The organism is Pseudarthrobacter phenanthrenivorans Sphe3, assembly GCF_000189535.1.
GTDB classification, from domain to species: domain Bacteria; phylum Actinomycetota; class Actinomycetes; order Actinomycetales; family Micrococcaceae; genus Arthrobacter; species Arthrobacter phenanthrenivorans.
Map to the genome: position 1 here is coordinate 702,526 of NC_015145.1, position 26,800 is coordinate 729,325.

Here is a 26,800-nt window from a genome sequence, read left to right on the forward strand (position 1 = left end):
GCGTTTCCTGCCCAACCAGGTAGCGCTAAGTGTCGCTTTGGACCCTCAAAACGACACTTAGCGCGACCCAGTTGGGTTCTTGCTCGTTAGGATGGGGCGGTGACCGAACCCAAGACGCAGGGCCCTGCCGTATCCACCCGGGCTGCCAAAAAGCAGGCCCGGGACGGCAAGGGCAACGCCACCATCTACGACATCGCCAAAGTGGCGGGCGTCAACCCGTCCACCGTTTCGCGGGCACTGAGCAAGCCCGGGAGGGTCAGCGCCAAGACCCAGAAACTGATTGAGGACGCGGCTGCGGAACTGAACTACCGGGTTAACCCGTTCGCCCGCGCCCTGCCCACCGGCCGCACCAACACGATGGGGCTGATCGTTGCGGACATTACCAACCCCACCTTTTTCGACATCATCCGCGGTGCCGAAACCACGGGCACGGCCAGGGACTACACACTGGTGCTGGCCGAATCGGCCGAATCGGCGGAAACCGAGTTAACCGCGGCGCGGCGGATGCTGACCACCGCTGACGGGCTGATCCTGGCGAGCCCGCGCATGGACGACGACGACATCCGCGCCCTGGCGGCTGACAAGCCCGTGGTGGTCATCAACCGCGAGGTGGAGGGCGTTCCCTGCGTCATCCCGGATGTCCGCAAAGGCATTGGCGAGGCTGTGCGCAGCCTTGCAGCCAACGGGCACAAGAAGCTTGCCTTCGTGGCGGGCCCGGCCCGGTCCTGGATGTCTGCACGGCGCTGGGAGGGGGTCCAGGCGGCCTGCGAATGGTCCCACGTCGACGCCGTGCGCGTGGAATCCACCAAGCCAACGGTCGACGGCGGCCGGCAGGTGGCGCGCGACGTGCTGGCCACAAAGGCCACGGCCGTACTGACATACAACGACCTCCTGGCGATCGGCCTGATGCAGGAACTCCAGGCGGGCGGCATGGTGGTTCCGGACCAGATCAGCATTGTGGGCTTTGACGACATCTTCGGGGCGGACTTCACCACACCTCCACTGACTACCGTCCGTTCGCCGCTGGGGGAGTGCGGCTCGGGGGCCGCCACCGTTTTGCTTGACGTGCTGCACGGCGGCAAGGAGCCCACAGCACCCCTGCGAGTGGAGACCGAACTGGTCCTCCGGGGCTCCAGCGGGCGGCTCCTGCCGCCCAGCTGAAGGCTGACGGAAACAGCAGTGGCAATTTTTGGCAACCGGTTGACAAAGAAGGTGTGCAACCCGGACCATTGACGTATGTCACAGTCGATTGCCGCCAACCCAGACCGGCTCCTGCCCGCGGACCCCGGAACGCGCCGCATTGCGCGCGAACTCCTGCAGCGCGTCCAGGACCTCCCCATCATTTCCCCGCACGGGCACGTTGACGCCGCGGTCATCGAGCAGAACACCCCGTTCCCGGACCCGGCAGCGCTGCTGGTCAGCCCGGACCACTACGTCACGCGGCTGATCCACGCGAGCGGTGTTCCACTGGACCGGCTCCGGGAATCGAACACCGCCGCCCCGGACTCCCGCGCAGTGTGGCGAGAGTTCTGCAAGGCCTGGCCGCTGTTTGAGGGCACCGCTTCCGGCTACTGGCTCCGCACCCAGTTCCGCAACGTCTTCGGCCTGGAAGGCGAGCTGAGCGAGGCCACGGCGGACGCCAGCTACGAGGCCATTGCGGCGAAGCTCCAGGAGCCGGGCTTCCGCCCCCGCGAGCTGTTCAAGGATTTCAACATCGAAGTCCTTGCCACCACGGATGATCCCCTGGACTCCCTGGCCAGCCACAAGGCGATTGCCCAGGACCCCACGTTCCATGGCCGCGTCCTGCCGACCTTCCGCCCGGACGCCTACCTGAACATCGCCCACCCTGCGTGGTCGGCAAATGTGGACAGGCTCATCGCGGCAGCGGGTGACGGCGGCACGGGCTACGGTGCGTACCTCACCGCGCTGGAGAACCGGCGTAATTATTTCGTGGAGCACGGCGCAGTGTCCGCAGACCATGGTGTCCGAACGCCTGCCACGCTGAAGCTCGATGACGCTGATGCGGCAAGGCTTTTTGAGCGCGCCCGTTCCGGCAAGGCCAGCGCACAGGACCGGGACGATTTCGAAGCCCACATGATGTACCAGATGGCCCGGATGTCCGTGGAGGACGGACTGGTGATGACCATCCACCCCGGCTCCTACCGGAACCACCACGAACCCACCTTCAACACCTTCGGCGCGGACACGGGCCATGACATCCCGTTCGCGATCAACTACACCGAGGCCATCCGCCCTGTCCTGCAGGACTTCGGCACCGCCAAGGACTTCCACCTGGTGCTGTTCACGCTGGACGAGACCGTGTTCTCCCGCGAGCTTGCCCCGCTGGCCGGCTTCTACCCTTCCGTGTACCTCGGCGCCCCGTGGTGGTTCCTGGACGCGCCGGATGCCATGCTGCGGTTCCGTTCCGCCGTTACCGAAACCGCAGGCTTCTCCCGGTCCTCCGGCTTCATCGACGACACCCGCGCCTTCTGCTCCATCCCGGCACGGCACGACGCCTCCCGGCGGATCGAAGCCTCCTTCCTTGCCCGGCTCGTGGCCGAACACCGCGTCAGCGAGGACCGCGCCCACGAACTGATCGTGGACATCGTGGACGGCTCACCCCGGCGGGTGTTCAAGCTGTGAGCACCGGACTGAATGCTGCTGCTGCGCCCGCTCCTCCGGCTGACCTTCCGCGGCTGAACCGGACGCTCCGGCCGATGCCCAAGGCGCCGGTCCGGATTGTCCACCTGGGCCTCGGCGCCTTCCACCGCTCGCACCAGGCCTGGTATACCCAGCAAGCCTCCGACGCCGCGGACTGGGGCATCGCATCCTTTACCGGCCGGCGCCCCGACGCCGCTGCAGCCCTGGCGGAACAGGACGGGCTGTACACCGTGGTGGAGCGCGCTGACGCGGGCGACACCTTCAGCGTTGTGGGCAGCATCGTGGAGGCTGTGGACGGGGCGGACGTGAAGCGGCTCACCGAATTGGTGGCCGCGCCCGGAACCGCCGTGGTCACCCTGACCATTACCGAGGCTGCCTATGGGCTGGGTGCCGACGGGACGCTGGATATCACAGCGCCCGACGTCGCCGCCGACCTTGCGCTGTTGGGTTCCGGCAGCGGGCGCCCGGCCACGCCGCTGGGACGGCTGGTGCTGGCGCTTGCGGCCCGGCGGGATGCCGGCTCCGGCCCGATTGCCGTGGTCTGCTGCGACAACCTGTCCAACAACGGCACGGTTGCCCGGCAGGGTGTCGCCGGTCTTGCCGGCTCCTGGAATGCCGGGCTGGCCGACTGGATTGACGGCAACGTCAGTTTTGTCAGCACCTCCGTTGACCGCATCACGCCGCGGACCACGGACGAGGACCTGGCCGTGGTCCGGGAAGCCTGCGGTTACCGTGATAACTCGCCAGTGGTGGCAGAGCCATTCTCGAGCTGGGTCCTGAGCGGGGATTTCCCGGCCGGACGCCCCCGCTGGGAGGATGCCGGTGCCGTGTTCGTTGAGAACATCGAACCCTACGAGAACCGCAAGCTGTGGCTGCTCAACGGCGCACACTCGCTGCTGGCCTACGCCGGACAGCTGCGGGGCCACAGCACCGTGGCCGAGGCCCTGGCAGACCCGGAATGCCTTAGGGCCGTGGAGGCCTTCTGGGACGAAGCCGAGGCCAACCTCCCCACCCCGGACCTGGGCATTCCTGAGTACCGGCAAGCCTTGCTGGCCCGCTTCAGCAACGCCAGGATCGCCCACCATCTGGCACAGATCGCCATGGACGGCAGCACCAAGCTGCGGATGCGGGCCGTTCCGGTGCTCCAGGCCGAACGCGCGGCGGGCAGGACCGGTGCCGCCGCGGCCTTGATGATCGCCGCCTGGATGGACTACAGCGCCGCCGCGGGCGCAACGTTCCAGGACCCCCTTGGGGACCATGTGGCCGCCGCCAACCGCCTTTCAGGAACCGAACGCATCCGGGCGCTGCTGAACGTCGTGGACCCGGTTTTGGCCAGCGACGATGCAGTGGTGGGCCTGGTGGAAAGCCTCTGCGGCACCATCGCGGGACACGCCGCCGCCCCGTAAATCTGCTGTAAGCGGGGCTGTCCGGCACCTTTCGGGGCACCGGGCAGCCCCTTTTCTTGAAATATCAATAAAAGTTTGGCAACCGCTTGCCATTTATTTGCCACGTGACTAGGATTACAGGCAGAGCAAGAACCCGGAGTGCCTCCGGGACACCAGAAATTTCCCTTCCGGCCACGCCGCAACGACGCGAATAGGACCCCCGAATGCTCCTGCCGCGGGCCAGCAAGAACCGCCACTTCCCCCACCGCTAACGCTTCATTCCGGCCACCCCCAGGCCGCCCCGGGTAAAGGAGCCCACACCATGAAAAAGCTGAGCAAACTGAGCATCGCCGGCTACGGCGCCGGCGACGCCGCCAACAACCTGGCGTTCACCACCGCCACCATGTTCCTGCTGGTCTACTACACCGACGTGGCTGGCATCTCGGCCGCCGCCGCCGGAACACTGCTGCTGTCCGTCAGGATCTTTGACGCTTTCGCGGATGTTTTTGCCGGCCGCGTGGTGGACCGTACCTTCAGCAAGCGGTTCGGCAAGTTCCGCCCGTTCATCATGTTCGGTTCCATCCCGCTGCTCCTGCTGAGCGTCGCCACGTTCTCGGTACCGCAGCTCGGCGAGTCCGGCACCCTGCTCTACGCCTACGTCACCTACGCCGCCCTGGGCCTGGCCTACAGCCTGGTCAACATCCCCTACGGCTCCCTCGCCGGGGCCATGACCCAGGACCCTGGCGAACGGGCCAAGCTGGGCTCCGCCCGCATGGTGGGTGCGCTCCTGGTCGGTTCCGCCCTCGGGATCTTTGTGGCACCCCTGATCAAGCCGGGTGCTGACCTGCAGGGAACGTTCACCACCATCACCCTGGTCTTCGTGGTGATCGGCGCTGCCCTCTACTTCTTCACCGTGCTGACCGCCAAGGAACGCGTCCACCGTGCCGTCCCCAACGTCACGCTGAAGCAGAGCATGGAGACGCTCAAGACCAACAAGCCCCTCCTCATGCTGTGCCTCAGCTCCTTCTTCTTCCTCACCGGCTATCTCGCCCTGACGTCCGTGCAGCTGTACTACCTGCGCGACGTCCTGGGCCGCCTGGATCTGTACCCGGTGCTGTCCATCGCGCAGCTGATCCTGACCTTCGTCCTGGCCGCCTTCATGCCGCGGTTGGTCCGCGCCATCGGCAAGAAGCGCGTCTACATCTACTCGTCGCTGGTGACAGTGGTTGGCGGCACCATCATCTTCTTCACGCCCGCCAGCCAGGTATGGATCGGTTTCAGCGGCCTGCTCATCAGCGTAGTGGGCGTCCTCGCAGTCAACATCGTGGTCTGGGCCCTGGAAGCCGACACCGTTGAATACGGCGAATGGAAGACCGGGGTCCGCACCGAGGGCATCACCTACGCCCTGTTCTCTTTCACCCGCAAGACGGGCCAGGCAGTGGGCGGCGCCCTCGCCGCGTACGCCCTGGCGCTGGGCGGCTATAAGTCCGGTGTCACGCAGAGCGCCGAAGCAGTCTTCGGAATCCAGGTTGCTGCAGGCGCCCTGCCCGCCATCCTGACCATCCTTGCCGTCCTGGTGATGACCAAATACAAGCTCACTGACGCCCTGCACGCGGAAATCCTCACCGAAATCCGCGCCCGCCGCGAAAACGGGGAGGCCGCAACCCCTGGAGATGCTGCCGGACCTGCTGCGGTTGCTGAATCCGCGGCCGCGAAGTACCCGGCCACTCCGCTGTCCACACCCACTAACTAAGCACACGCAAGCCCGCCGAACCCCGTTCCTCCCGACCAAGAAAGCCTGGATCTGCTGTGAAAATCATTGCCGCCGACGTCTTCGTCACCAGTCCCTCCCGCAACTTCGTGACCCTTCGCATTACCACCGAGGATGGTGTGACCGGTATTGGTGACGCCACTTTGAACGGCCGTGAGCTCGCCGTCGCCGCTTACCTCAAGGAGCACGTCGCGCAGCTGCTGATCGGCAAGGATCCGCACCGGATCGAGGACACCTGGCAGTTCCTGTACCGCTCCTCGTACTGGCGCCGTGGTCCGGTGACCATGGCTGCGATCGCGGCGGTGGACATGGCGCTGTGGGACATCAAGGGCAAGCTTGCCGGCATGCCGGTCTACCAGCTCCTCGGCGGGGCGTCCCGCAACGGGCTGCGGGCGTACGGGCACGCCTCGGGCGCTGACCTGCCGTCGCTGTTCGATTCGGTCCGGGAACACCTGGAACTCGGGTACAAGTCCATCCGGATCCAGACCGCGGTCCCGGGCATCAAGGCGGTGTACGGGGTGGCAGCGCAGGCGCAGGCTTCGGGGGAGCGGTATGACTACGAGCCCGCCGGCCGTGGCGCGTTCCCGGTGGAGGAGGACTGGGACACCCGGGCCTACCTGCGCCACCTGCCCACCGTGTTCGAGGCGGTCCGCAACGAGTTCGGCCCGGAAATCCCGCTGCTGCACGACGGCCACCACCGGATGACCCCCATCCAGGCCGCCAAGCTGGGCAAGGCCCTGGAACCGTACGACCTGTTCTGGCTGGAGGACTGCACACCGGCCGAAAACCAGGAGGGGCTGCGCCTGGTCCGTCAGCACACCACCACCCCGCTGGCCATCGGTGAAATCTTCAACACCGTGTGGGACTACCAGACCATCATCAAGGAACAGCTGATCGACTACGTCCGCGCCGCGTCCACCCACTTCGGCGGCATCAGCCCGCTGAAGAAGGTCATGGACTTCGCCGCGCAGTACCAGATCAAGTCCGGCTTCCACGGCCCCACCGATATTTCCCCGGTCGGATTCGCCGCGCAGTTGCACGTGGGCCTGGCCATCCACAACTACGGGATCCAGGAATACATGCAGCACTCGGACAAGACCAACGAGGTCTTCAAGCAGTCCATGACGTTTGTGGACGGCTACCTGCACCCGGGCAACGAGCCGGGCATCGGCGTCGAGTTCAACGAGGAAGCCGCGGCCGCGTTCCCGTACCAGCAGGCCTACCTGCCCTACAACCGCCTCATCGACGGAACGGTCCACGACTGGTGAGCACTTCCAACCCCAACACAACAGTTGCCCAACCAAAGCTCCGCGTCATCGTCATGGGCGTGTCCGGCTGCGGCAAGACCACCATCGGCGACCTCGTTGCCAGGGAACTCGGTGTCCCCTTCCTGGATGGGGACTCCCTCCACCCCGTGGAGAACGTCGCCAAGATGGCCGCCGGCACGCCGCTGACGGACGAGGACCGCTGGCCCTGGCTGGCCACGGTGGGCGGCGAGCTGGCAAACGCGGGCGACGGCGGCATGGTCCTGGCGTGCTCCGCACTGCGCCGCAGTTACCGCGACGCCATCCGGAAACAGGCCCCGGACACCATCTTCCTGCACCTGCACGGCAGTAGGGAGGTCCTGACGGCACGGACCGAAGGCAGGACGGGGCACTTCATGCCGCCAGCCCTCCTTGACTCACAGCTCGCCACGCTGGAACCGCTGGAGGGAGACGAAGCGGGCGTCGTCGTCGACATCGCCGCGCCGGTCCAGCAGGTGGTGCGCGACGCACTCACCGGGATTACCGCCGTCGGACGCTCCCGCACTGCCACCCCTGACTCCGCCGGCGCCCCCGGCACCCGGCCGCGGCAGTTCGACGTCGAGCTCCAGGCTGCGCCGTTCAATCTCGACGACGGCGCCGTCGCCTGGGTGGAATCCACCCTTGCCGGCATGAGCCTCGAGGAAAAGATCGGCCAACTGTTCATCAACCACAACAACGACTACTCCCCGGAGTACCTCGACGGTGTGCTGGAGAACTACCACGTGGGCGGCATGCGGTACCGGCCGGGCCCTTCGGCCGCGGTGCAGGAGCACATCCGGTACGCACAGTCGAAGACGCGCATCCCGCTGCTGGTGGCCTCCAACCCGGAAATGGGGGGAGCCGGAAGCTGCGACGACGGAACGTTCGTGTCCACGCACCTGCAGGCCGGCTCGCATCCGGACAAGGCCATAGCCCGGCAAATGGGGCAGGTGGCCGGGGTGGAAACCGCCGCCCTGGGCTGTAACTGGGCCTTCGCGCCGATCGTGGACATCCACTACAACTGGCGGAACACGGTAATCTCCACCCGCGCCTTCGGCAACACCCCGGAAATCGTGGTGGAGCGGGCCAAGGAGTACTTCGACGGCATCAGTGAATCTCCCACGGTGTGCGCCATGAAGCACTTCCCCGGTGACGGCATCGACGAACGCGACCAGCACGTGGTCACGTCCTACAACACCCTTGGCTACGAGGAGTGGAACCGGACGTACGGGCATGTGTACCGGGAGATGATCGGGCACGGCGTGCAGTCCATCATGGTGGGCCACATCGGTGCGCCTGAACTGTCCCGGCATTTCCGGCCGGGCCTGGCGGATGCCGACATCCTGCCCGCCACCCTGTCCCCGGAGCTGCTGCAGGACCTGCTCCGCGGCGAACTGGGCTTCAACGGCCTGGTCCTGACGGACGCCTCGCTGATGGTGGGGCTCACCCAGGCCATGAAGCGCAAGGACCTGGTGCCGGCCACCATCGCGGCCGGCTGTGACATGTTCCTGTTCTTCCGCAATCCCGCGGAGGACTTCCAGTACATGCTGGACGGATTCAAGTCCGGGGTGATCACCGAACAGCGCCTGCACGATGCACTGCGGCGGATCCTCGGGTTGAAGGCGTCCCTGGGCCTCCACCGCAAGGCGGCGGACCAGCTCGTTCCTCCTGCCGAAGCGCTGGCCGTGATCGGCAGCGGGGAACACGGGGCCATAGCGGCGGAGATCGCGGACAAGACCGTCACCCTGGTGAAGGACACCGCGCACAACCTCCCCATCACGCCGGCGACGCATCCGCGGATCCGCCTGTACGGCATTTCCGGCGGGGCCGACTTCACCCGCGCCGATCCGTTGGCCTACCTGGACACCGTCAAGGAAGAACTGGAGGCCGCCGGATTTGAAGTGCACCTGTTCAAGACGGCGGACCAGCGCGAGGCCGCAGGGGAGACGGGTGTGAACTTCATGTCAGTCATCTCCGAGGAAGCCACCGGGGACTACGCGGACAAGTACGACGCCGCCTTTGTCTTCGCCAACGTCAAGGGATTTGCCCAGGAGGCCGCAATCCGGATCAAGTGGTCAACCCCGATGGCCGCGGAGATCCCGTGGTACGTCACCGAAGTTCCTACTGTGTTTGTGTCGCTCAACCAGCCCAACCACCTGATCGACGTGCCGATGGTCAAGACCGCGATCCACGCCCACGCAGGGTCCCGCGAGGCCATCCGGGCAACCATTGAAAAGATCCAAGGGAAGTCCGAATTCCAGGGCACCTTCAACGAGAACGTGTTCTGCGATTCCTTCGACACCCGGCTCTAGGCGCTGATTCGGCACGCGGCTCCCTGGTCCCGGCCGACGGCAGGCTCCGGTTCCCGGATGTGAAAGCCCCAGGTTCCCTTCCATTGGGAACCTGGGGCTTCTCTGCTGTTTAAGACGCTTCCTGGACGCCGCGAGGACGGCGGAAAGTAATGGTTGACAGCCGGGAAGTAACGCGCGTAACCTGAATCACACATTCCAAGTAACGCGCGTTAGTCAAGATCACCGGAGCATTCAATGTCGAAAAGCACCTCGCCCCAAAAGGCTCCGGCCCCGCGCCAGCGGGGAGTGACCATGACTGATGTGGCCAAACATGCGGGGGTGTCGCGGACGGCTGTCTCCTTCGTGCTGAGCAACCGGGCGAACGCCAGCATTTCCGAGGAGACCCGCACCCGCATCAACGACGCTGTCCAGGCATTGGGTTACCGCCCGAACGCCGGAGCGCGGGCGCTGGCATCCCAGCGCAGCGACTGGTACGGCATTGTCACTGAAATCGTGACGGCGCCGTTCGCCGTCGACATCATCAAGGGAGCCCAGGACCAGGCCTGGCTTGACCGCCGGTTCCTGCTCATCGCCCCCTCGGACCAGGCCGATGCAGCAGGGCCGAACCAAGGCATGGAAGACGCGGCAATCGAAAAGCTGCTGGAACAGCGGGTGGAAGGACTGCTGTATGCGGCCACCTACCACCGCGGTGTGCATGTTCCCCGCAGCGCCAACGAGGTGCCCACCGTGCTCATCAACTGCTTCGACCTGGACGGAAACCTGCCGTCCATCGTCCCGGACGAACGGGCGGGCGGGCGGGTCGCCGTCGGAACGGCTGCTCCGAGCCGGACACACCAAGATCGGTGTGATCAACCTGGACCCGGACATTCCCGCCGCAATCGGCCGGCTGGAGGGTGCACGGGAAGCGCTCGCCGGAGCCGAGCTTGAGTTGGATCCGGAGCTGGTGGTGTCCGGGAATGCGACGGCGGATGGCGGCTATGCGGCCGCCGCCGAGATCCTGGACCGTTACCCGGAGAAGGACAGGCCAACAGCGTTGTTCTGCCTCAACGACCGTATGGCGATGGGTGCTTACGACGCCATCAAGGAACGGGGCCTGGCCATCCCCGGCGACATCGCAGTTATCGGCTTCGACAACCAGGAACTGATTGCGGCCTACCTGAGGCCCAAGCTCACAACGGTTGCGTTGCCATTCGAAAAAATGGGCGCCCTGGGAGTCAAGACGCTCGCCGCTCTTACAGCAGGACAGCCGATCACTGCCGGCCAGCAATTGGTCGACTGTCCGCTGCTAGAACGCTCTTCGGTCTGACCGCGAAATCACGTTCCGAAGAGCAAACCCCTTACCCACCACTTCACCTTGCTGATGAAGACAGGAAAGAGATAACCATCATGACACAACCCCGATTCCTGAGGGCTGCCCGCGTCACGGCAGCCGGGCTGGCGGTGGGCGCACTGCTGCTGACCGGCTGTGCAGCCACCGTGAACAAACCCGCAGGCAACGACGCCGGAGCAAACGCGAGTGCCTTCCTCACCATTCCGCGTGAGGACATGGGCACGTTCGTGCAAAACTTCAACCCGTTCGCGCCCAGCGTCAATCCAATGGTCCAGCAGTCCATCTACGAATCCCTGCTGATCTTCAATCCCGCCAAGGGCGACACTGTGCCGTGGCTGGCCACCGAATGGGAGGCAGCCGAGGACGGCACGTCCATCACCTTCACCCTTCGCGAGGGCGTGAAGTGGTCAGACGGCCAGCCCTTCGTGGCTGAGGACGTTGCCTATACCTTCGAGCTCCAGAAGAAGATCAAGGGCGGCTTCGAATACCTGGAGACGGTAGCGGCCGAAGGCAACAAGGTCACCTTCAACTTCAACAAGCCGTGGTCCCCGGCCCTGTACGACGTCGGCCAGCTCACCATCCTGCCCAAGCACATCTGGTCCGCGCTCGCTGACCCGGAGAAGGACGCCAACGCCAAACCGGTGGGCACCGGCCCGTACACGGAGGTGGACAGCTTCCAGGCCCAGTCCTTCGTGCTGAAGAAGAACCCCAACTACTGGCAGCCGGACAAGCAGAAGATCGCCGGCATCAAGATGCTCGCCTTCGCAGGTAACGACGGCGCCAACCTCGCCGCGGTGAACGGCGACGTGGACTGGGCTCCGCAGTACATCCCGAACATCGAAAAGACCTTCATCTCCAAGGACAAGGAGCACCGGCAGTACTGGTTCCCGCCCACGGGTTCCATGATCAACTGGCAGCTCAACACCACCAAGGCCCCGTTTAACGACGTGGACGTCCGCAAAGCGCTCAGCATGGCCGTGGACCGGGACCAGGTCACCAAAATCGGCATGAGCGGCTACGCCGCTCCGGCCGACTGCACTGGCCTGTCCGGCAACTATGAAACGTGGAAGAACAACGAGGTCAAGGACAACTGCACCTGGACCAGGCACGACGTCGAGAAGGCCAACGAACTGCTGGACAAGGCCGGCTACGCCAAGGGTGCTGACGGCAAGCGCACGCTGAAGGACGGCAAACCCTTCGAATTCAAGATTTCCGTGGGTGCGACCTCGTCCGACTGGCTGTCCGTGGCCAACGTGATTGCCCAGAACCTTGCCGAAGTGGGTGTTACGGCAAAGGTTGATTCCCCTGACTGGGCTGCCGTGGTGGCCGGCTACGAGACCGGTGACTTCGATTCGGGCATCGTCTGGAGCGCCAACGACCCCAGCCCGTACAAGTACTTCAACACCTCTATGGGTACGGCAACCGTGAAGCCCGTGGGCACCAAGACCTTCGACAACTACCACCGCTTCGGAGACGCGGAGGCGGACGCCCTGCTGGCCGAGTTCGCGGCCGAATCGGACGAGGCCCGGCAGAAGGACATTGCCAACAAGCTGCAGGAAGAGTACAACGACGCCGCACCGCTGGTGCCGCTCTTCTCCGGCCCGGAGTGGGGCGCCTTCAACGACACCCGTTTTACCGGCTGGCCCACGCAGGACAACCCGTACGCAACCCTCTCGGTCCGCGCCCCCACAACAGTCCTGGTGCTGACCACGCTGGAACCGCGGAAGTAATCCCCACCGCCTCCCTGGCCTCGCTTCGCTTCGCCCAGGGAACCCTCGGCGGCGTGGACCCATCTGCTGGCCGCCGGATCATCCGGCGGCCAGCGCCCCAACACCTTCACCACTCCCGAATTGGAGGGAAACCGTGCGCTTCATCCTGCGCCGACTGGGTTTCTACCTGATCGCCTTCTGGGCGTCCATCACCTTGAATTTCCTGCTCCCGCGCTTCATGCCCGGCGACCCCGTTTCCCGCATGTTCGCCCGCTCCCAGGACAGAATGCAGCCCGAACAGATCGAGGCCCTGCGCAAGCTGCTCGGCGTTGACGACAGGCCGCTCTGGGAGCAGTACGTTGACTACCTGCACAACATCTTCACCGGCCAGATGGGAGTTTCCATCTCACGCTTTCCGGCGCCGGTCACCGAAGTCATCGCATCCCAGATCGGGTGGACCCTCCTGCTGGGCGGAACCGCGCTGGTGATCGCCGCCGTCGTGGGCAACCTGCTGGGCATCCTGGCGGCCTGGCGGCGGGGCGGCGCGGTGGACTCGGCGCTGCCGCCGGTCCTGGTGTTCATCGGATCGTTTCCGTATTTCTGGCTGGCGATGGGCGCGCTGTACCTGTTCGGCGTGGTCCTGGGCTGGTTTCCGATCCGCCACGCCTTTACGGACGGCCTGCAGCCCGGCCTTACGTGGGAGTTCATCGGCGACGTCGGCGCCCACCTCGTGCTGCCGGCGCTGACCATCGTGCTGGTCTCGATTGGCGGCTGGATGCTGGGGATGCGCAACACCATGATTGCCACGAATTCAGAGGACTACATCACCATGGCCGAGGCCAAGGGCCTGCGGCCCGGCCGCATCATGCTCCGCTACGCAGCCCGGAACGCGATGCTGCCATCGGTGACAAGCTTCGGCATGGGCCTCGGGTTCGTGGTGGGCGGCGCCCTTCTCACAGAGGTGGTGTTCGCCTACCCCGGCGTCGGCTACCAGTTGCTCAACGCTGTCCAGGGCCTCGACTATCCGCTCATGCAAGGGCTCTTCCTGACCATTACCGCCGCCGTGCTGCTGGCGAACTTCCTGGTGGACATCCTGTACGTCCGCCTCGACCCGCGCGTGCGCAGCAACTGACCGCGCGTGCGCAGCAACCAGAGGGACCAATCATGACAACCGCAATCCTGCAGCAACCCGGCAAAACGGCCGACAAAACCCCTGCCACCCCCAAGCCCAACCGCAGTTTCATCCACGGGCTGGCCACCAACAGGAAAGCACTGACCGGTATGGCCGTCATGGCCGTGTTCATCGTGCTGGCCCTGTTGGCGCCGGTCCTTTTCCCGGGCGATCCATCGCGGATCACGGCCATGGCGTCACTGGAACCGTCCGCCGAGCACTGGCTGGGAACCACAGCCAAGGGCCAGGACGTGCTCGCGCTGACCCTTCACGGTTCGCGGAGCTCCCTGTTCGTGGGCCTGACCGTGGGTTTCGCCTCCACCTTCATCGGCATCCTGGTGGGACTGGCCTCGGCCTACTTCGGCAGGTTCATGGACGAGGCGCTGTCCCTGGTGACCAACGTCTTCCTCCTCCTGCCCGGGCTGCCGCTGCTGGTCATCCTGGCCGCGTTCCTGCCCCCGGGGCTGGGCACCGTGATTCTTGTCCTCGTGGTCACCGGCTGGGCAGGCTCAGCCCGCGTCCTGCGCTCACAAGCCTTATCCATCCGCTCCAAGGACTTTGTGGCCGCGGCCGTGGTCTCCGGTGAACGGGCCGGCCGGATCATGTTCCGCGAGATCCTCCCCAACATGGCCTCGATTGTCATGGGCACCCTGCTGGCCTGCGTCATCTACGGCATTGGCGCCCAGGCGGGCCTGGAGTTCCTGGGCCTGGGCGACGTCAGCACCGTTTCGTGGGGCAACAACCTCTTCTGGGCCGGAAACGAGGGCGCATTGTTGACCGGAAGCTGGTGGGTGTTCGTGCCGTCCGGTGTGTGCATCGCGCTGGTGGCCTTCGCACTGGCCCTCATCAACTACGCCGTGGACGAAGTCACCAACCCGCGGCTGCGGAAGATCAAAACCCCGAAAGCCACCGAAAGGAGCGCCGCCAAATGACCGTCTCCCAAGTTTCCTTCGGATCACACGAATCCGTTCTGGAGGTCAAGGACCTCACCGTGAAGTACATCGGCGACACCCGCTCCACCACCGCCGTCGACCGTGTTTCCTTCAGTATCGGAACAGGGGAAGTGTTTGGACTGGCAGGAGAATCGGGCTGCGGAAAGTCCACGATCGCCAACTCGATCATGCGCCTGATCAAGGATCCGGCCAAAATCGCCGGCGGCAGCATCTCCTTTGGCGGCAAGGACGTCCTGGCCATGGGCGCGGAGGAGCTGCGGCGCTTCCGGTGGCAGGACGTGGCCATGGTGTTCCAGTCCGCCATGAACTCACTGAACCCGGTGCTGACCATTGGCGAACAGATCACGGACATCTTCACCACGCACACCGGTTATTCGCGCAAGGAGTCCCTGCGGCGGGCCGGCGAACTGCTGGAGCTCGTGCGGATCGACCCCGCCCGGCTTAAGTCCTACCCGCACCAGCTTTCCGGCGGCATGCGCCAGCGTGCCGTCATTGCCATGGCGGTGGCACTCAAGCCGTCCCTGCTGATCCTCGATGAACCCACCACCGCCCTGGACGTGGTGGTGCAGCAGGAAATCATGGCCCAGATCAAGGAACTGCAGCGCGAACTCGGCTTCTCCGTTTTGTTCATTACCCATGACATGTCCCTCATGGTGGAACTTTCGCACCGCATGGCCGTCATGTACGGCGGACGCATAGTGGAAACCGCCAAGGCGCAGGACGTGTATGCGAACCCGCGCCATCCGTACACCCAGGCTTTGATGGGGGCGTTCCCGCCGCTCGCCGGCCCGCGGGTCCGGCTGGCAGGACTGCCCGACGGCGTGAAGTTCAGGAACATCCCGGATCTCACCGAAGTTGCCCCCGGCCATCTCGTGGCCCCGGTTGGTGCCGACGCTTCAGTGATTGATGCCGCAAACCTGGCAGGAGCCGCACGATGAGCCACTCCCCGGCGTCCCTGGCGGCTGTGCCCACCACCAGCACCCCCGCACTGGAAATTCGCGGACTCGGCAAGACCTTCCCTATCGGCGGACTCTTTTCGCGGCAGTCGGTCCGTGCCTTGCACGGTGTGGACCTCACTATCAACCGCGGCGAAATCGTGGCCCTGGTAGGGGAATCCGGATCCGGCAAGAGCACCCTGGCCCGCTGCGTCGCACGGCTCGAGAAACCGAGTGCAGGCGCCATCCTGCTGGACGGCGTGGACGTCCTCAAGCGTGACCGCTTCCAGGCGTCCTGGGCGTTCCGTTCCCAACTCCAAATGGTGTTCCAGGATCCGTTCGGCTCACTGAACCCGGCGCACAGGATCGGGCACTTCCTCCGCCGTTCGTTGGCGATCCACGGCAAGGGCGGGAGCTCGGAGGAGGAGACCCGGCGACGCCTTGAAGAGCTCATGGCCACGGTGGACCTGCAAGCGGACATGCTGGACTCCTATCCGCACGAGCTTTCCGGCGGCCAGCGCCAGCGCGTTGCTATTGCCCGGGCCCTTGCGGTGGAACCGCAGGTGATCCTCGCCGACGAGCCAACGTCCATGCTGGACGTTTCAGTGCGCATCGGCGTTTTGAACCTGATGGGCAAACTCCGGGACGAGCAGGGCATTTCGATGCTCTACATCACCCATGACCTCGCCTCGGCGCGCTACCTGGCGGACCGGACGGCTGTCATGTTTGCCGGTGAGCTCGTGGAAGAGGGGGACTCCCTGGACCTGCTGGCCAACCCGGCACATCCATATACGCAGTTGCTGGTTTCGGCGGTCCCGGACCCTGCCCGCGCCGGTTCCTACGATCCCGTCCGGCGGGCCGAACTCCGGCAGGCCGTGATGGCCTCCACGGGCTGCGCCTTCGACGGCGACCCGGACCAGGCATGTTCCGCCGACAAACCCGTCCGCCACCGGGTGGGCAGCCCCGAAAACCGCCATTGGGTCCGCTGCCACCTGTACCGTCCGCGCGCAGGAGCCGGTGGCCACGCCCTGGCTCCCGAGGCGTCGACGGCGAGTGAACCCACAACCAGGAAGGCCTCCGCATGACTGAACTGACCCACCCGCTCGCCACTGTCCCGCAGGACGAGCTGGTTGCCCGCGCCGAGGCCGACCCCCTGAGGCCCCGCTTCCATTTTGTCTCTCCTGCGGGGTGGCTCAACGATCCCAACGGGGTGTGCCAGTGGAACGGCGTGTACCACCTCTTCTACCAGTACAACCCGGAGGGCGCCTTCCACCACCGCATCCATTGGGGCCATGCCACCAGCCTGGACCTGGTCACCTGGACGGACCAGCCCGTGGCACTGGAACCGTCGCCGGGACCGGACGCCGACGGCTGCTGGTCGGGGGTGCTGGTGGACGACGGCGGTACGCCCACCCTGGTCTATTCCGGCCGCCTGGATGAGCGCGAACTGCCGTGCGTGGCTGTAGGTTCGGGGGACCTCTCCACCTGGACCAAGGCGCCGCAGAACCCTGTCATCTCGGCCCCGCCGGCCGGCGTCGATATCACTGCCTACCGCGACCATTGCGTGTGGCGCGAGGGCAGCAGGTGGCGCCAGCTGGTGGGTTCGGGGATCCGCGGCCGCGGGGGAACGGCGTTCCTGTATGAGTCGGCAGACCTGCGCTCGTGGGACTACGTGGGTCCGCTCCTGATCGGCGATGCTTCCCAGGGCGATCCCGCCGGGACCGACTGGACCGGAACCATGTGGGAATGCGTGGACCTGTTCCGTGCCGGTGCAGGTTCGCTGGGCTCCGTTCCCGCAGATGGTTCACCTGACGTGCTGGTCTTCTCGGCATGGAACGACGGCGATACCCGCCATCCGCTGTATTGGACCGGCCGTTATGCGGGGGACTCTTTCGAACCCTCCGCGCTGCACCGGCTGGACTACGGCGGCCGGTACTTCTATGCGCCGCAGTCGTTCCTGGACGTGGCCGGCCGGCGGATCATGTTCGGCTGGCTCCAGGAGGGCCGGTCCGACGCTGCGATGGTGGAGGCCGGGTGGTCGGGCGTGATGAGCCTGCCCAGGGTCGTCACCGTGGCGGGGGACGGAACACTGGCTTTCGCTCCGGTTCCCGGGCTTGCAGCACTGCGCCGGAACCACGTGGGCCTGCCGGCCCGGGTACTGGTGGGTTTGGGGCTGCTGGAGACCGGGGTGCAGGGAAACCAGCTGGACCTCGAACTGGACGTCCAGCTGGAGCCTGGTGCCGTGCTGAGGCTGGGGGTGCTTGGTTCGGCGGACGGCGCCGAGGAAACCGTGATTGAGCTCAGCCGGGCACGGGGCGGCGCCGCCGGCGGCGAAGGCCAGTGCGTGCTCCGCCTGGACCGCACCCGCAGCAGCCTGGCGCCGGCCGGTGGCGGGGAAGCCGCCGTGGATGTGGAGGAAAAGTCAGGTCCCGTGCCGTTGCGTGACGGGAAAGTGCACCTGCGCGTTTTAGTGGACCGGTCCGCCGTCGAGATCTTCGCGAACGGCAAGCCCCTCACCGCCCGGGTGTATCCCACGCTGGGCGGCGGCCGGGTCACCCTTTCAGCACCTGAAGGAACTGTGCGCCTGCTGGACTTTGACGCCTGGACCATGGCAGACATTTGGGGAGGTCCCCGCACCCTCTTCCCCTGACCCAACGCTCTCTCACTTAACGGGCCTTTCCCGGCGATCCTCCTCCACTTAACGGGGCTTTTCGGGGAACGCTCTCTCACGAGATCAAAGGCGATCTGAATGCACAGAAGACTAGTTGCCGGCCTCACGGCCGCAGCCCTTGGTGTCGGCTTTGCTGGAACGGGCGCCACGGAGACTGCCGTGGCCCTCGAGCCGGCGCCCGTCACGCTCGGCAGCACCACCAGTCCCATCCCGGACGTCACCGGTACAAGCGGCAGCTGGAGCCGGACAGCCGACGGCGGCTACATCGCCGTCGCGCCTTCCGGGCAGAACGCGGCCGCAACCAGCGAGCAGATGGTGGCCGGGACCGCCCGGTACACGGCCGGCATTAAGGTCGACGCCGGAAGCCCCTACGGTGTGGGGGCGCTCATCTTCCGGGCAACACCGGACGCCGCGGCTGGATACGCGGCCACGATCGACCCCAACCTGGACCGGGTGAGGTTGTTCGACCTCGCCACCGGCCAGGACATTGTGGCCCCGGTGGCCGTGCCTTTGGACACCGGCCGGACCTACACGGTGGATGTCCACCTCGACGGGGCGAGGATCCATGTGGCCGTTGACAGCGTCAGGAGGATTGACGCTGCCGACCACCGCTACCAGTCCGGCCGGGTGGGCCTGCACGCGTTCAACGGAACCGTGGCGTTCGGGGCCCCCGGCGTCCGGACGATCGACGCGAACGTGGACGGGTGGGAGGTAAACGGAGGCGGTTGGTCGGCGACGGCCACCGGCTTCCGCGGTGCAGCGCCCCAGGACACCAATATCCGTGCCATCGCAACCGGACAATCGCCCACGGACGTGGATTTTTCCACCGACATCCAGGTGACGTCCCCGTACGGCGTCGGAACCGTTCTTTTCCGGACCAACGCCTCCGGAACGGCCGGGCATGCGGTGGAGGTGGACCCCAACGCGGGCCGGCTGCGCCTTTACAGGGTGGCCGATAACGCCACCCTGGGCACGCATGCCACAGCTATTGCCGTGGGCAAGGTCTATCGGCTGCGCGTTACAGCCATCGGCAGCCGGTTGGCCGCGTACTGGCAGACAGACTTCCTGGACCCCAATGGCGCCATGCCGGCCATCACGGCAACGGATTCGGCGTCCGGCTCCGGGCACGTGGGTCTTGGCGCATACAACGGGACCGTGGTGTTCCAAAGCATGACGCTGCGCGGGCTTGAGGGCGCCCTGCAGGGTTGGCGCACCGCCTCCGGCTCCTGGGAGCCGGACCCCAAGGGCCTTCGTGCCTTTGCGGCCGCCGGCACCGCGGCGCGGTTCATCCCGGAGGCGGCGTCCGACGTCGTTGCCTCCTTGGACCTGACAGTCACCTCACCGGCCACCGCGTCGGTGGTGGTCCGCAGCGGTGCCGACGGCGCGGGCGGTCTCGAATTACGGATCGACCCGGGCGGAGGTTCGGCGGCTCTCTATGACAGGGCGGGCGCCGAACTTCTGCTGTCCGGAGCGCTGCCCGACACAAGCTTCAAGGCAGGACAGGCCAACCGCGTCCAGTTCACTGCCCGGGGTGCTGAGGCTGCTGTGCTGATAAATGGCACGCCCGTGCTAAATGGCGCAGTTCCCGCGGCGGCCGGGTCCGGTGTGGCATTGCTGGCGACAGGAACCGCGTGGTTCCAAAACGTCCGGGCGGACAGCGTGGACCAGTACATGAACGGGCTCTACCAGCCGGGCTACCACTACAGCCAGAACTCGGGCAACAGCTCTGATCCCAACGGCCTGGTCTTTTTCGACGGCGAGTACCACCTCTTCCACCAGGACCGCGGACGGTGGGCACACGCGGTCAGCACTGACCTGTTGCACTGGAAGCAGCTGCCCATCGCCTTGCCCCACACGGCGGTGGGGGAGTCGTGGTCCGGTTCAGCCGTGGTTGATGCCACGGATGCCAGCGGACTCTTTGGCGGCGGCTCAGGACTCATTGCCTATTACACGAGCTTCAACCACGATGCCGTGAACGGCAATCAGTCCATCCACGCTGCCTACAGCACGGACAAGGGCCGCACCTGGCGGACCGTCCAGGCGGCGCCGGTGGTGGAGAACCCGGGCGGCCCCGGCGGCGGCTGGGACTTCCGCGATCCGAAGGTCGTGTGGGACGGAGGCACCAACAAATGGGTGATGGTGGTGGCAGCCGGGGACCATATCCGTTTCTTTACGTCACCAGACCTCATCCACTGGGACTTCGCCAGTTCCTTCGGCTATGGGGAGTGGGTCCGGGGCGGGGTGTGGGAATGCCCGGACTTCTTCGAGCTCCCTGTTGAGGGAAAACCGGGGGCAAAGCGGTGGGTGCTTTGGTGGAGTACCGGTGCGGTGCGCTCAACCAACGGATCGGCGGCGCAGTACGTGACGGGAACCTGGAACGGGACGACCTTCAGCGCTGACACTGGCCCGGCCCAGGTGCTGCAGGCAGACCATGGACGCGACTACTACGCTGCCATGAGCTTTTTCGGAGCCCCGGACAACCGGCGGATCATGATCGGGTGGATGAGCAACTGGGATTACGCCTTCAGCCCGCCTACGGGCCGGTGGAACGGCCAGCTCAGTATTCCCCGCGAAATCAAGCTCGTCGATGTTCCCGGCGCAGGGTTCCGCCTGACACAGGCTCCCGTCATGGAGGCAGAGTCCCTGCGGAGTTCCACTTGGCAGGACTCCAACCTGACCGTGACGCCGGCCTCCGCCAATGCGCTGGCCGGGGTTTCGGGGCGATCCTTTGAACTTGAGGCCGAGGTGGGAATCCCCACGTCAGGCGGGGCCTCGTCCTTTACCTTCGGGCTGCGGAAGGGGAACGGCCCTATGGGCGGGCAGGAGACAGTGGTGAAGTACGACGCCGGTGCTGCCGCCCTCACGGTGGACCGCGGCAGTGCCGGGCGGGAGGACTTCACCCGCTACTTCGCCGGCTCGGAGGCCGATAATTCCACCGCACCCTGGCCTTCAAAGCTTGTGGGGTCGGAGCGCCGGGTGAAAGTCAGGATCCTCGTGGATGCATCGTCGGTTGAGGTCTTCGGCGGTGACGGGACATCCGCAGTCACCTCGCTGATCTACCCCGATCCGTCCGCCACGGGACTGTCTTTTGCCGCGGACGGAGGGAACGCACGGCTGGTGTCCGTCAAAGTACACCAGCTCAGCGACACTGCGCGCCTGACCGGAGCGCCGCCGTCGGACGTCCTCCCGGCCGCTGGCGGCACTGCCCGCCATAACCTCGGCCAGTTTTCCGTGGTTCCCGGCGGCAGATGGGAGAACACCGGCGCGGGCCTGGCGGGCACTTTCGACAAGGATTCAACCGCCCTGAGCGCCTCCTCCTACAGCAATGTCCGGGTGCAGGCGACGGTGCGATTCGGCACTGGGGCTTTTGGCGGGGAGCTTCTAAACCGGGACCTCATGCCCGAGAAGGGATACGGCGGGGCCGGCTCGGTGCTGCTGAGGTCCACTCCAGACGGATCCAGTGCGTACTACGTGAACCTGGACCCAAACCTGCGGGTGGTGAGGGTTTTCAAACTCGTAGATGGCGCCTTTACCGTGGTGGCAAGTGTTCCTGCTGCTCTAAGCCACGGAGTAGGCTACGCCCTCGATGCGTCCGTTGGCGGAAACAGGATCACCGTAGCCCTGGACGGGACACAACTCATCGAAGCGACCGACTCGTCTCTGTCCTCTGGCAGGGTGGGAGTAAACGTGTTCGACGGGCGCGCCGCATACCAGGACGTGGTGGTGACGCCGCTGCCGTAGCGGGCACGTGCTGCCTTTCGCTGCTTTGTCCGGGGCAAAAACAAAAGGCCTCGCTTCCCTGGTTAGGGAAGCGAGGCCTTTCAGTTGGCGGTGACGGTGGGATTTGAACCCACGTTGGCTTTTACACCAAACAACATTTCGAGTGTTGCACCTTCGGCCGCTCGGACACGTCACCAACCTCAATAGGGTACCGGAGTGAGGGGGCCAACCCCAAAACGGGATTGGTCGGAGGGGCTCCCACGCCCCGCCGAAAGGGCCTGAAAAGATTCTCAAAAGTTCTTTTTGCCGCAGTGCACCGGGCCCCTTAAATGTCAGACCCTCCCATGAGAATGGCTTTATGGAAATGAAGGTGGCAGTTGCGGAGGCTGAGGCGGCGGTTGACGCTTCGGTGGCTGCTTTTGCGGCGGTGCTCGCTGGCGGCGGTACTGCTGGTTCCTGTGCTGCCGGCGCGGGCTTTGATGATCCGTTGCAGCGGGTTGCTGATGGGGCTTTGGAGGTTTTGGCCGGGGTGGCCCGGTCGGAGGCGAAGCTGGCGGCGTTGAAGGCGCAGGCGGTGGAGGTGTTCGCCGCGGCCACGCAGGCCCTGAACGGTCTGCCACGTTCACCCCAGGAGGCAACGGCGCAGGACCGGAGCCTTGTGGCCGAGGTCGGGTGTGCGCTGGTCATCGGCGACCGCGCCGCCGGTGCCCTGCTGGCCGAGTCCCATGCCCTGGCCACGTCCCGGCCCCGGACCCTTGCCGCCCTGCAGGCCGGGACCATTTCGTGGGCGCATGCCCGGACCATGGTGGACCAGACCCTCGGCCTTGACCCGGCCGCGGCGGCGGCCTTGGAGGACCATTTCCTGGACCCCGACGCCCCAGACCGGACCACGGGTGCCACCCTCGGGGAAATGCCCGCGTACCGGTTCAAGGCCAAGGCCAGGACCTGGCGGGAACGCCACCACCCCGAATCGCTCGAGGTCCGCCACGCCAAGGGTGCAGCGGACCGGCGGGTCGAGTACTGGAAGGACACTGACGGGATGGCCTGGATCGCCGCGTGCCTGCCCGCGGACAAAGCATCGGCCATCTGGAACCGGCTCACCGCCCTCGCCCGGGGAATGCAAGGGCCCGGGGAGGACCGCACCCTGTCCCAACGCCGGGCCGACACCTACACCCAAAGCCTCCTCACCAGCGGCACCAACGGCGGCATCAGTCGCGGGAGTGGTGACAGTTCCAGCCTCCATGCAGGCAACGACGCCGGCAACGGGGCGGGTAACGGCCACGGCGACAGGGCAGCTAGTGCCGACGGGGGAGCTGGTGCCGACGGGGGAGGCGCAGGAACAGATACCACCTCTTCGTCGTCGATCCGGGCGCAGGTCCTGGTCACCGTGCCGGTGTTCTCGCTGATGGGACTGACCGACGAGCCCGCCACGCTGGACGGGTACGGCCCGATCCCGCCGTCGATGGCCCGTGACCTGGTCGCAAACGGTGCCGGTTCCTTCCACCGGGTGCTCATTGATCCTCGTGATGGTGCGCCGCTGGAGATCGGCCGGACCAGCTACCGGGTGACCAAGGCGATGCGGAACTGGCTCCGGCTGAGGGACGGCAAATGCCCCTTCCCCGGCTGCAGCAACCACTCCCTGGACAACGAAGCAGACCATATTCTCGCCTGGCATAAAGGCGGTGCCACCGGCATCTCCAACCTGGGACAACCCTGCCCGAAACACCACAAACTCCGGCACACCAGCGGCTGGAAACCCACCCCCGCCACCAAAAACGAACCACCCGGCTGGACCTCACCGTCCGGGCACCATTACAAGAGCGAACACCAGGACTGGGAACCACCCCACTGGCCGCCGGCTATCCCATCCGCGGCGCTGGAGGTGCCTGACGACCCCTCTGGATTAGCGAAATTGGCACAGGACCCACCTCACCCCGAGTCTCCCAACACGGGACTTCCGGAGGACACCTTTTCTGACTGGTTCCTGCCTGCCTACCAGCTGCCCAAAGACCCGCTTCCCGAGGACGTCTGGTGGGCCATGGCCTGCGATGCCAGCGCGTCACTTTAGGATCGTGCAAGCTCCCGCGGCTTATCGTGGAAAGCAGTCCCCGCCGGCTCAGCGCGCTTTGCAGCCCCGCGGCGCATCTACATGCTGTTTCCCTGCCCGGCATGCAGCAGCCATCAGTCGTGCAGCGCGCCAAACTTTCGTCCTTCCCGTCCGGAAGGCTAGATTCATCAGCAAGATGACTAATCAATCCAGTCCCAAACACGCAACCGCCTACTGGACCACCGCACAGGGACAGGGCGAACTCCGGCACGAGGAAGTCCCTTCCCCCGGCCCCAACGAAGCCTTGGTCCGCTCCCTGTACTCCGGTATCAGCAAAGGCACGGAGATGGTGGTGCACGCCGGAGCTGTCCCGCCCCGGGTGGCTGACGCAATGCGGGCCCCTCATCAGGAGGGGGAGTTCCCAGGACCTGTGAAGTTCGGGTACCTGTCTGTGGGAGTGGTCGAACAGGGACCGGAAGAATGGACCGGGCAACGCGTCTTCTGCCTGAATCCCCACCAGGACCGCTACGTGGTGCCGGTCACTGACCTCACAAAGATCCCGGCCGAGGTCCCTTCGCGCAGGGCAGTGCTCACCGGAACGGTGGAAACGGCGGTCAATGCACTGTGGGAGGCCGGCCCGCGGCTGGGAGACCGTATTGCGGTTGTGGGTGCAGGCTTGGTTGGCGGCATGGTGGCCACCCTGCTGAGGACCTTTCCACTGGACCGCCTGCAACTGGTGGACCTGGACCCCAGCCGGAAGCAGCTGGCGGATACCCTCGGTGTCGACTTCGCCCATCCTGACGACGCCCTCGCCGACTGTGACATCGTTTTCCATTGCTCCGCCTCGCAGGAGGGCTTGGAGCGAAGCCTGCAGCTCGTCGGGGACGAGGGAGACGTCATCGAAATGTCCTGGTACGCCAACCGCGAGGTGACGCTGCCGCTGGGGGAGGACTTTCACGCCCGCCGGCTGTCCATCCGCGCCAGCCAAGTGGGAGTGGTGGCTCGTGCCCGCCGCCACCGCAGGACCACTGCAGATCGCCTAAATCTCGCCGTTTCCCTGCTGAAGGACCCGGTGTTTGACGTCTTCCTGACTGGTGTCTCGCCGTTCGCCGAGTTGCCCGGGGTGGTTCAGGACCTCGCCCACGGCCGGCTTGACGCCCTCTGCCACGTCATCGAGTACCCGTGCGACGAATCCCGGAATCCCACCCAAGAAGACCAGAGGTAACTCATCATGTTCAGCCTGACCGTCCGCCGCCATTTCATGATTGCCCACAGCCTCCCGCGGGAGGCCTTCGGGCCAGCCCAGGCCCTGCACGGGGCGACGTTCGTTGCGGAAGTGGCCTTCCGCCGTCGGACGCTCAATGACGACGCCATTGTGCTGGACATCGGCGCAGCCGGCACCATCATCGAGGAGGTGCTGGCCGGACTGAACTACCGGAACCTGGACGAGCATCCCGATTTCGAGGGCAAGCTCACCACCACCGAGGCGCTGGCGCACTACATTGCCCGGTCCGTGGCGGAAAAGCTGAAGGATGACGACGACGGCGCGCAGCTGGCGGGCATCGACGTCACCTTGCGCGAGAACCCCGACGCCTGGGCCACCTTCTCGCTGGACCTCCCGGCGGTGGACCTTCCGGCGTCCTGATCCCATGCAGCGCATCCGCCTGCTGGTCCCCGGCAACATCCAGCACCACTCCGGCGGCAACGTCTACAACGCCCGGCTGGTCCGAGGCCTGAAGGCCAACGGCATCGAGGTCGAGGTGGTTCAGGTGGACGGATCCTGGCCCTACGCCAGCGCCCATGCACGGCGCCGTTTGGGCACTCTCCTTGGCGCATGGGAACCGCACGCCGAGGTCCAGAACGAGGCCCAAAGCGCTGCCCGGAACTCCATCCGGAGCGCGGCGCGGAACGACGTGGCCCTCGTGGATGGGCTGATCGCCATGGGCGCTCCGGATGAACTCGAGTTCGCCGCCAAGGCCGGGCGGGAAACCTGGGTGCTGGTCCATATGCCTGCGCCCGCCCGCCACGAGCTTGAGGCGCGCTCCCTGCGTGCCGCTACCGGCGTCATCTGTACCAGCACTTGGGCCAGCAAGGTCCTTGAAGGACGCCACAGACTCCACGGCCTCGCGGTGGCGCTTCCCGGCACAGACCCGGCGCCCCTGGCGAAGGGTTCCGTTCCGCCGCACTTCCTGGTGGTGGCCGCACTCCTGCCCAACAAGGACCAGCTGCTGACAATTTCCGCACTGGCCCGGCTCCAGGACCTCGACTGGACTGCATCCTTCGTGGGGTCAGACGAGGCAGATGAGGGCTACGCCACGAAAGTCCGTGCTGCTGTGCAGGACCTCGGGCTGGGCCATCGCATCCGGCTCGAGGGGGAGCTGACGGGCGAGCCGCTGGAAAGGGCCTGGGGGCGGGCTGACCTCAGCCTGCTGGTATCGCGCGCCGAGGCTTTCGGCATGGTGGTCACCGAATCGCTGGCCCGCGGGATTCCCGTGGTGGTGCGCGCCGGGACCGGCGCCGTCGAGGCCCTTCGGCTCGGCGCGCCGGCAGAGCAAGGCGCACCAGGGGAGCAGGTCGCACCAGGGGAGCGGGGCCCACTCGCGGAACAGGCCGCGCGAAAGGAGTCCGACGACGACGGCGGGCTACCGGGAGCAGCAGTTGCCTTTCCTGCCGATGACGATCCTGAAAATCCCGCCGTGCTGGCCGGAGTGCTGCGGCAGTGGCTTGAGGATGCCGGCCTCAGGGCTGCATGGCAGGCCCGGGCCCGGGAGGCAAGGGGCAGGCTGCCGGGCTGGGACCGGACAGCGGCCAAGGTGCTGGAGGCCATGTCCGCGGGCCCCTCCACCTGATCA

The 26,800-nt window shown here is 65.9% G+C and carries 19 protein-coding genes and 1 tRNA gene; 19 read left to right on the forward strand and 1 reads right to left on the reverse strand.

Translation table 11 applies throughout. The features are described 5' to 3' along the window. The first annotated feature begins 99 nt into the window (after positions 1–99). From ASPHE3_RS03380 to ASPHE3_RS03445, 15 genes are all read left to right on the forward strand, one after another. Positions 100–1,161 carry a LacI family DNA-binding transcriptional regulator gene (locus tag ASPHE3_RS03380; protein ID WP_013599834.1) on the forward strand — a complete coding sequence of 354 codons (1,062 nt, stop codon included), beginning with the start codon at positions 100–102 and terminating at the stop codon, positions 1,159–1,161. A gap of 75 nt (positions 1,162–1,236) precedes the next feature. Then, positions 1,237–2,643, forward strand: coding sequence for a glucuronate isomerase (uxaC, locus tag ASPHE3_RS03385; RefSeq protein WP_013599835.1), 1,407 nt, complete (start codon positions 1,237–1,239; stop codon positions 2,641–2,643). Between the two features lie 74 nt (positions 2,644–2,717). After that, entirely contained in the window at positions 2,718–4,067 is a 1,350-nt protein-coding gene (locus ASPHE3_RS03390) for a mannitol dehydrogenase family protein (protein ID WP_049786107.1), read from the forward strand. A gap of 301 nt (positions 4,068–4,368) precedes the next feature. Further along, positions 4,369–5,799, forward strand: a complete 1,431-nt coding sequence (gene uidB / locus ASPHE3_RS03395) for a glucuronide transporter (protein ID WP_013599837.1) — start codon at positions 4,369–4,371, stop codon at positions 5,797–5,799. 56 nt (positions 5,800–5,855) lie between these two features. Beyond that, positions 5,856–7,085, forward strand: coding sequence for a D-mannonate dehydratase ManD (gene manD, locus ASPHE3_RS03400; RefSeq protein WP_013599838.1), 1,230 nt, complete (start codon positions 5,856–5,858; stop codon positions 7,083–7,085). A gap of 53 nt (positions 7,086–7,138) precedes the next feature. Beyond that, complete coding sequence (locus tag ASPHE3_RS03405) at positions 7,139–9,412, forward strand: gluconokinase, GntK/IdnK-type (RefSeq protein WP_041652529.1); 2,274 nt, start codon at positions 7,139–7,141, stop codon at positions 9,410–9,412. 234 nt (positions 9,413–9,646) lie between these two features. After that, positions 9,647–10,339, forward strand: a complete 693-nt coding sequence (locus tag ASPHE3_RS22560) for a LacI family DNA-binding transcriptional regulator (RefSeq protein ID WP_254362973.1) — start codon at positions 9,647–9,649, stop codon at positions 10,337–10,339. After that, a complete protein-coding gene (locus tag ASPHE3_RS22565) occupies positions 10,257–10,718 on the forward strand; it encodes a substrate-binding domain-containing protein (protein ID WP_254362975.1) in 462 nt (153 codons plus the stop codon). The genes ASPHE3_RS22560 and ASPHE3_RS22565 overlap by 83 nt, the downstream gene beginning before the upstream one ends. A gap of 80 nt (positions 10,719–10,798) precedes the next feature. Then, positions 10,799–12,472: an ABC transporter substrate-binding protein gene (locus tag ASPHE3_RS03415; RefSeq protein WP_013599842.1), complete on the forward strand. Its 1,674-nt coding sequence runs from the start codon at positions 10,799–10,801 to the stop codon at positions 12,470–12,472. Between the two features lie 133 nt (positions 12,473–12,605). Further along, entirely contained in the window at positions 12,606–13,583 is a 978-nt protein-coding gene (locus ASPHE3_RS03420; RefSeq protein WP_013599843.1) for an ABC transporter permease, read from the forward strand. Between the two features lie 32 nt (positions 13,584–13,615). Next, on the forward strand, positions 13,616–14,554 hold the full coding sequence (locus ASPHE3_RS03425; protein ID WP_013599844.1) for an ABC transporter permease: 939 nt from the start codon (positions 13,616–13,618) through the stop codon (positions 14,552–14,554). Further along, positions 14,551–15,513: an ABC transporter ATP-binding protein gene (locus ASPHE3_RS03430; RefSeq protein WP_013599845.1), complete on the forward strand. Its 963-nt coding sequence runs from the start codon at positions 14,551–14,553 to the stop codon at positions 15,511–15,513. Before ASPHE3_RS03425 ends, ASPHE3_RS03430 begins: the two co-directional genes overlap by 4 nt. Further along, positions 15,510–16,595, forward strand: coding sequence for an ATP-binding cassette domain-containing protein (locus ASPHE3_RS03435; protein WP_013599846.1), 1,086 nt, complete (start codon positions 15,510–15,512; stop codon positions 16,593–16,595). Before ASPHE3_RS03430 ends, ASPHE3_RS03435 begins: the two co-directional genes overlap by 4 nt. Further along, a complete protein-coding gene (locus tag ASPHE3_RS03440) occupies positions 16,592–18,160 on the forward strand; it encodes a glycoside hydrolase family 32 protein (RefSeq protein WP_013599847.1) in 1,569 nt (522 codons plus the stop codon). Before ASPHE3_RS03435 ends, ASPHE3_RS03440 begins: the two co-directional genes overlap by 4 nt. Positions 18,161–18,259: 99 nt before the next feature. Continuing rightward, positions 18,260–21,922: a GH32 C-terminal domain-containing protein gene (locus tag ASPHE3_RS03445; RefSeq protein ID WP_013599848.1), complete on the forward strand. Its 3,663-nt coding sequence runs from the start codon at positions 18,260–18,262 to the stop codon at positions 21,920–21,922. 85 nt (positions 21,923–22,007) lie between these two features. Here the strand turns inward: ASPHE3_RS03445 and ASPHE3_RS03450 are convergent. After that, positions 22,008–22,097 (reverse strand) — tRNA-Ser (locus ASPHE3_RS03450). A gap of 162 nt (positions 22,098–22,259) precedes the next feature. Here ASPHE3_RS03450 and ASPHE3_RS03455 point away from each other — a divergent pair. The 4 genes from ASPHE3_RS03455 (at position 22,260) to ASPHE3_RS21180 (ending at position 26,797) form a co-directional block, all read left to right on the forward strand. Then, positions 22,260–23,969 (forward strand): HNH endonuclease signature motif containing protein, encoded by a 1,710-nt coding sequence (locus ASPHE3_RS03455; RefSeq protein WP_013599849.1) that lies wholly within the window; start codon positions 22,260–22,262, stop codon positions 23,967–23,969. Positions 23,970–24,144: 175 nt separating this feature from the next. Beyond that, complete coding sequence (locus ASPHE3_RS03460; RefSeq protein WP_013599850.1) at positions 24,145–25,173, forward strand: zinc-dependent alcohol dehydrogenase; 1,029 nt, start codon at positions 24,145–24,147, stop codon at positions 25,171–25,173. A gap of 6 nt (positions 25,174–25,179) precedes the next feature. Continuing rightward, positions 25,180–25,593, forward strand: coding sequence for a 6-pyruvoyl trahydropterin synthase family protein (locus tag ASPHE3_RS03465; protein WP_013599851.1), 414 nt, complete (start codon positions 25,180–25,182; stop codon positions 25,591–25,593). Between the two features lie 4 nt (positions 25,594–25,597). Next, entirely contained in the window at positions 25,598–26,797 is a 1,200-nt protein-coding gene (locus ASPHE3_RS21180; RefSeq protein ID WP_013599852.1) for a glycosyltransferase family 4 protein, read from the forward strand. Positions 26,798–26,800: the final 3 nt, after the last annotated feature.

Excerpts from the sequence above, each read along its gene's own strand:
- ASPHE3_RS03460 (WP_013599850.1), top strand. The coding sequence starts at position 24,145 with ATGACTAATCAATCCAGTCCCAAACACGCAACCGCCTACTGGACCACC.
- ASPHE3_RS22560 (WP_254362973.1), top strand. The coding sequence starts at position 9,647 with ATGTCGAAAAGCACCTCGCCCCAAAAGGCTCCGGCCCCGCGCCAGCGG.
- ASPHE3_RS03435 (WP_013599846.1), top strand. The coding sequence starts at position 15,510 with ATGAGCCACTCCCCGGCGTCCCTGGCGGCTGTGCCCACCACCAGCACC.
- ASPHE3_RS03390 (WP_049786107.1), top strand. The coding sequence starts at position 2,718 with ATGCCCAAGGCGCCGGTCCGGATTGTCCACCTGGGCCTCGGCGCCTTC.
- ASPHE3_RS03430 (WP_013599845.1), top strand. The coding sequence starts at position 14,551 with ATGACCGTCTCCCAAGTTTCCTTCGGATCACACGAATCCGTTCTGGAG.
- uxaC (WP_013599835.1), top strand. The coding sequence starts at position 1,237 with ATGTCACAGTCGATTGCCGCCAACCCAGACCGGCTCCTGCCCGCGGAC.
- ASPHE3_RS03425 (WP_013599844.1), top strand. The coding sequence starts at position 13,616 with ATGACAACCGCAATCCTGCAGCAACCCGGCAAAACGGCCGACAAAACC.
- ASPHE3_RS03415 (WP_013599842.1), top strand. The coding sequence starts at position 10,799 with ATGACACAACCCCGATTCCTGAGGGCTGCCCGCGTCACGGCAGCCGGG.
- ASPHE3_RS03445 (WP_013599848.1), top strand. The coding sequence starts at position 18,260 with ATGCACAGAAGACTAGTTGCCGGCCTCACGGCCGCAGCCCTTGGTGTC.
- ASPHE3_RS03405 (WP_041652529.1), top strand. The coding sequence starts at position 7,139 with ATGGGCGTGTCCGGCTGCGGCAAGACCACCATCGGCGACCTCGTTGCC.
- uidB (WP_013599837.1), top strand. The coding sequence starts at position 4,369 with ATGAAAAAGCTGAGCAAACTGAGCATCGCCGGCTACGGCGCCGGCGAC.
- ASPHE3_RS03465 (WP_013599851.1), top strand. The coding sequence starts at position 25,180 with ATGTTCAGCCTGACCGTCCGCCGCCATTTCATGATTGCCCACAGCCTC.
- ASPHE3_RS03440 (WP_013599847.1), top strand. The coding sequence starts at position 16,592 with ATGACTGAACTGACCCACCCGCTCGCCACTGTCCCGCAGGACGAGCTG.
- ASPHE3_RS03455 (WP_013599849.1), top strand. The coding sequence starts at position 22,260 with ATGGAAATGAAGGTGGCAGTTGCGGAGGCTGAGGCGGCGGTTGACGCT.
- ASPHE3_RS21180 (WP_013599852.1), top strand. The coding sequence starts at position 25,598 with ATGCAGCGCATCCGCCTGCTGGTCCCCGGCAACATCCAGCACCACTCC.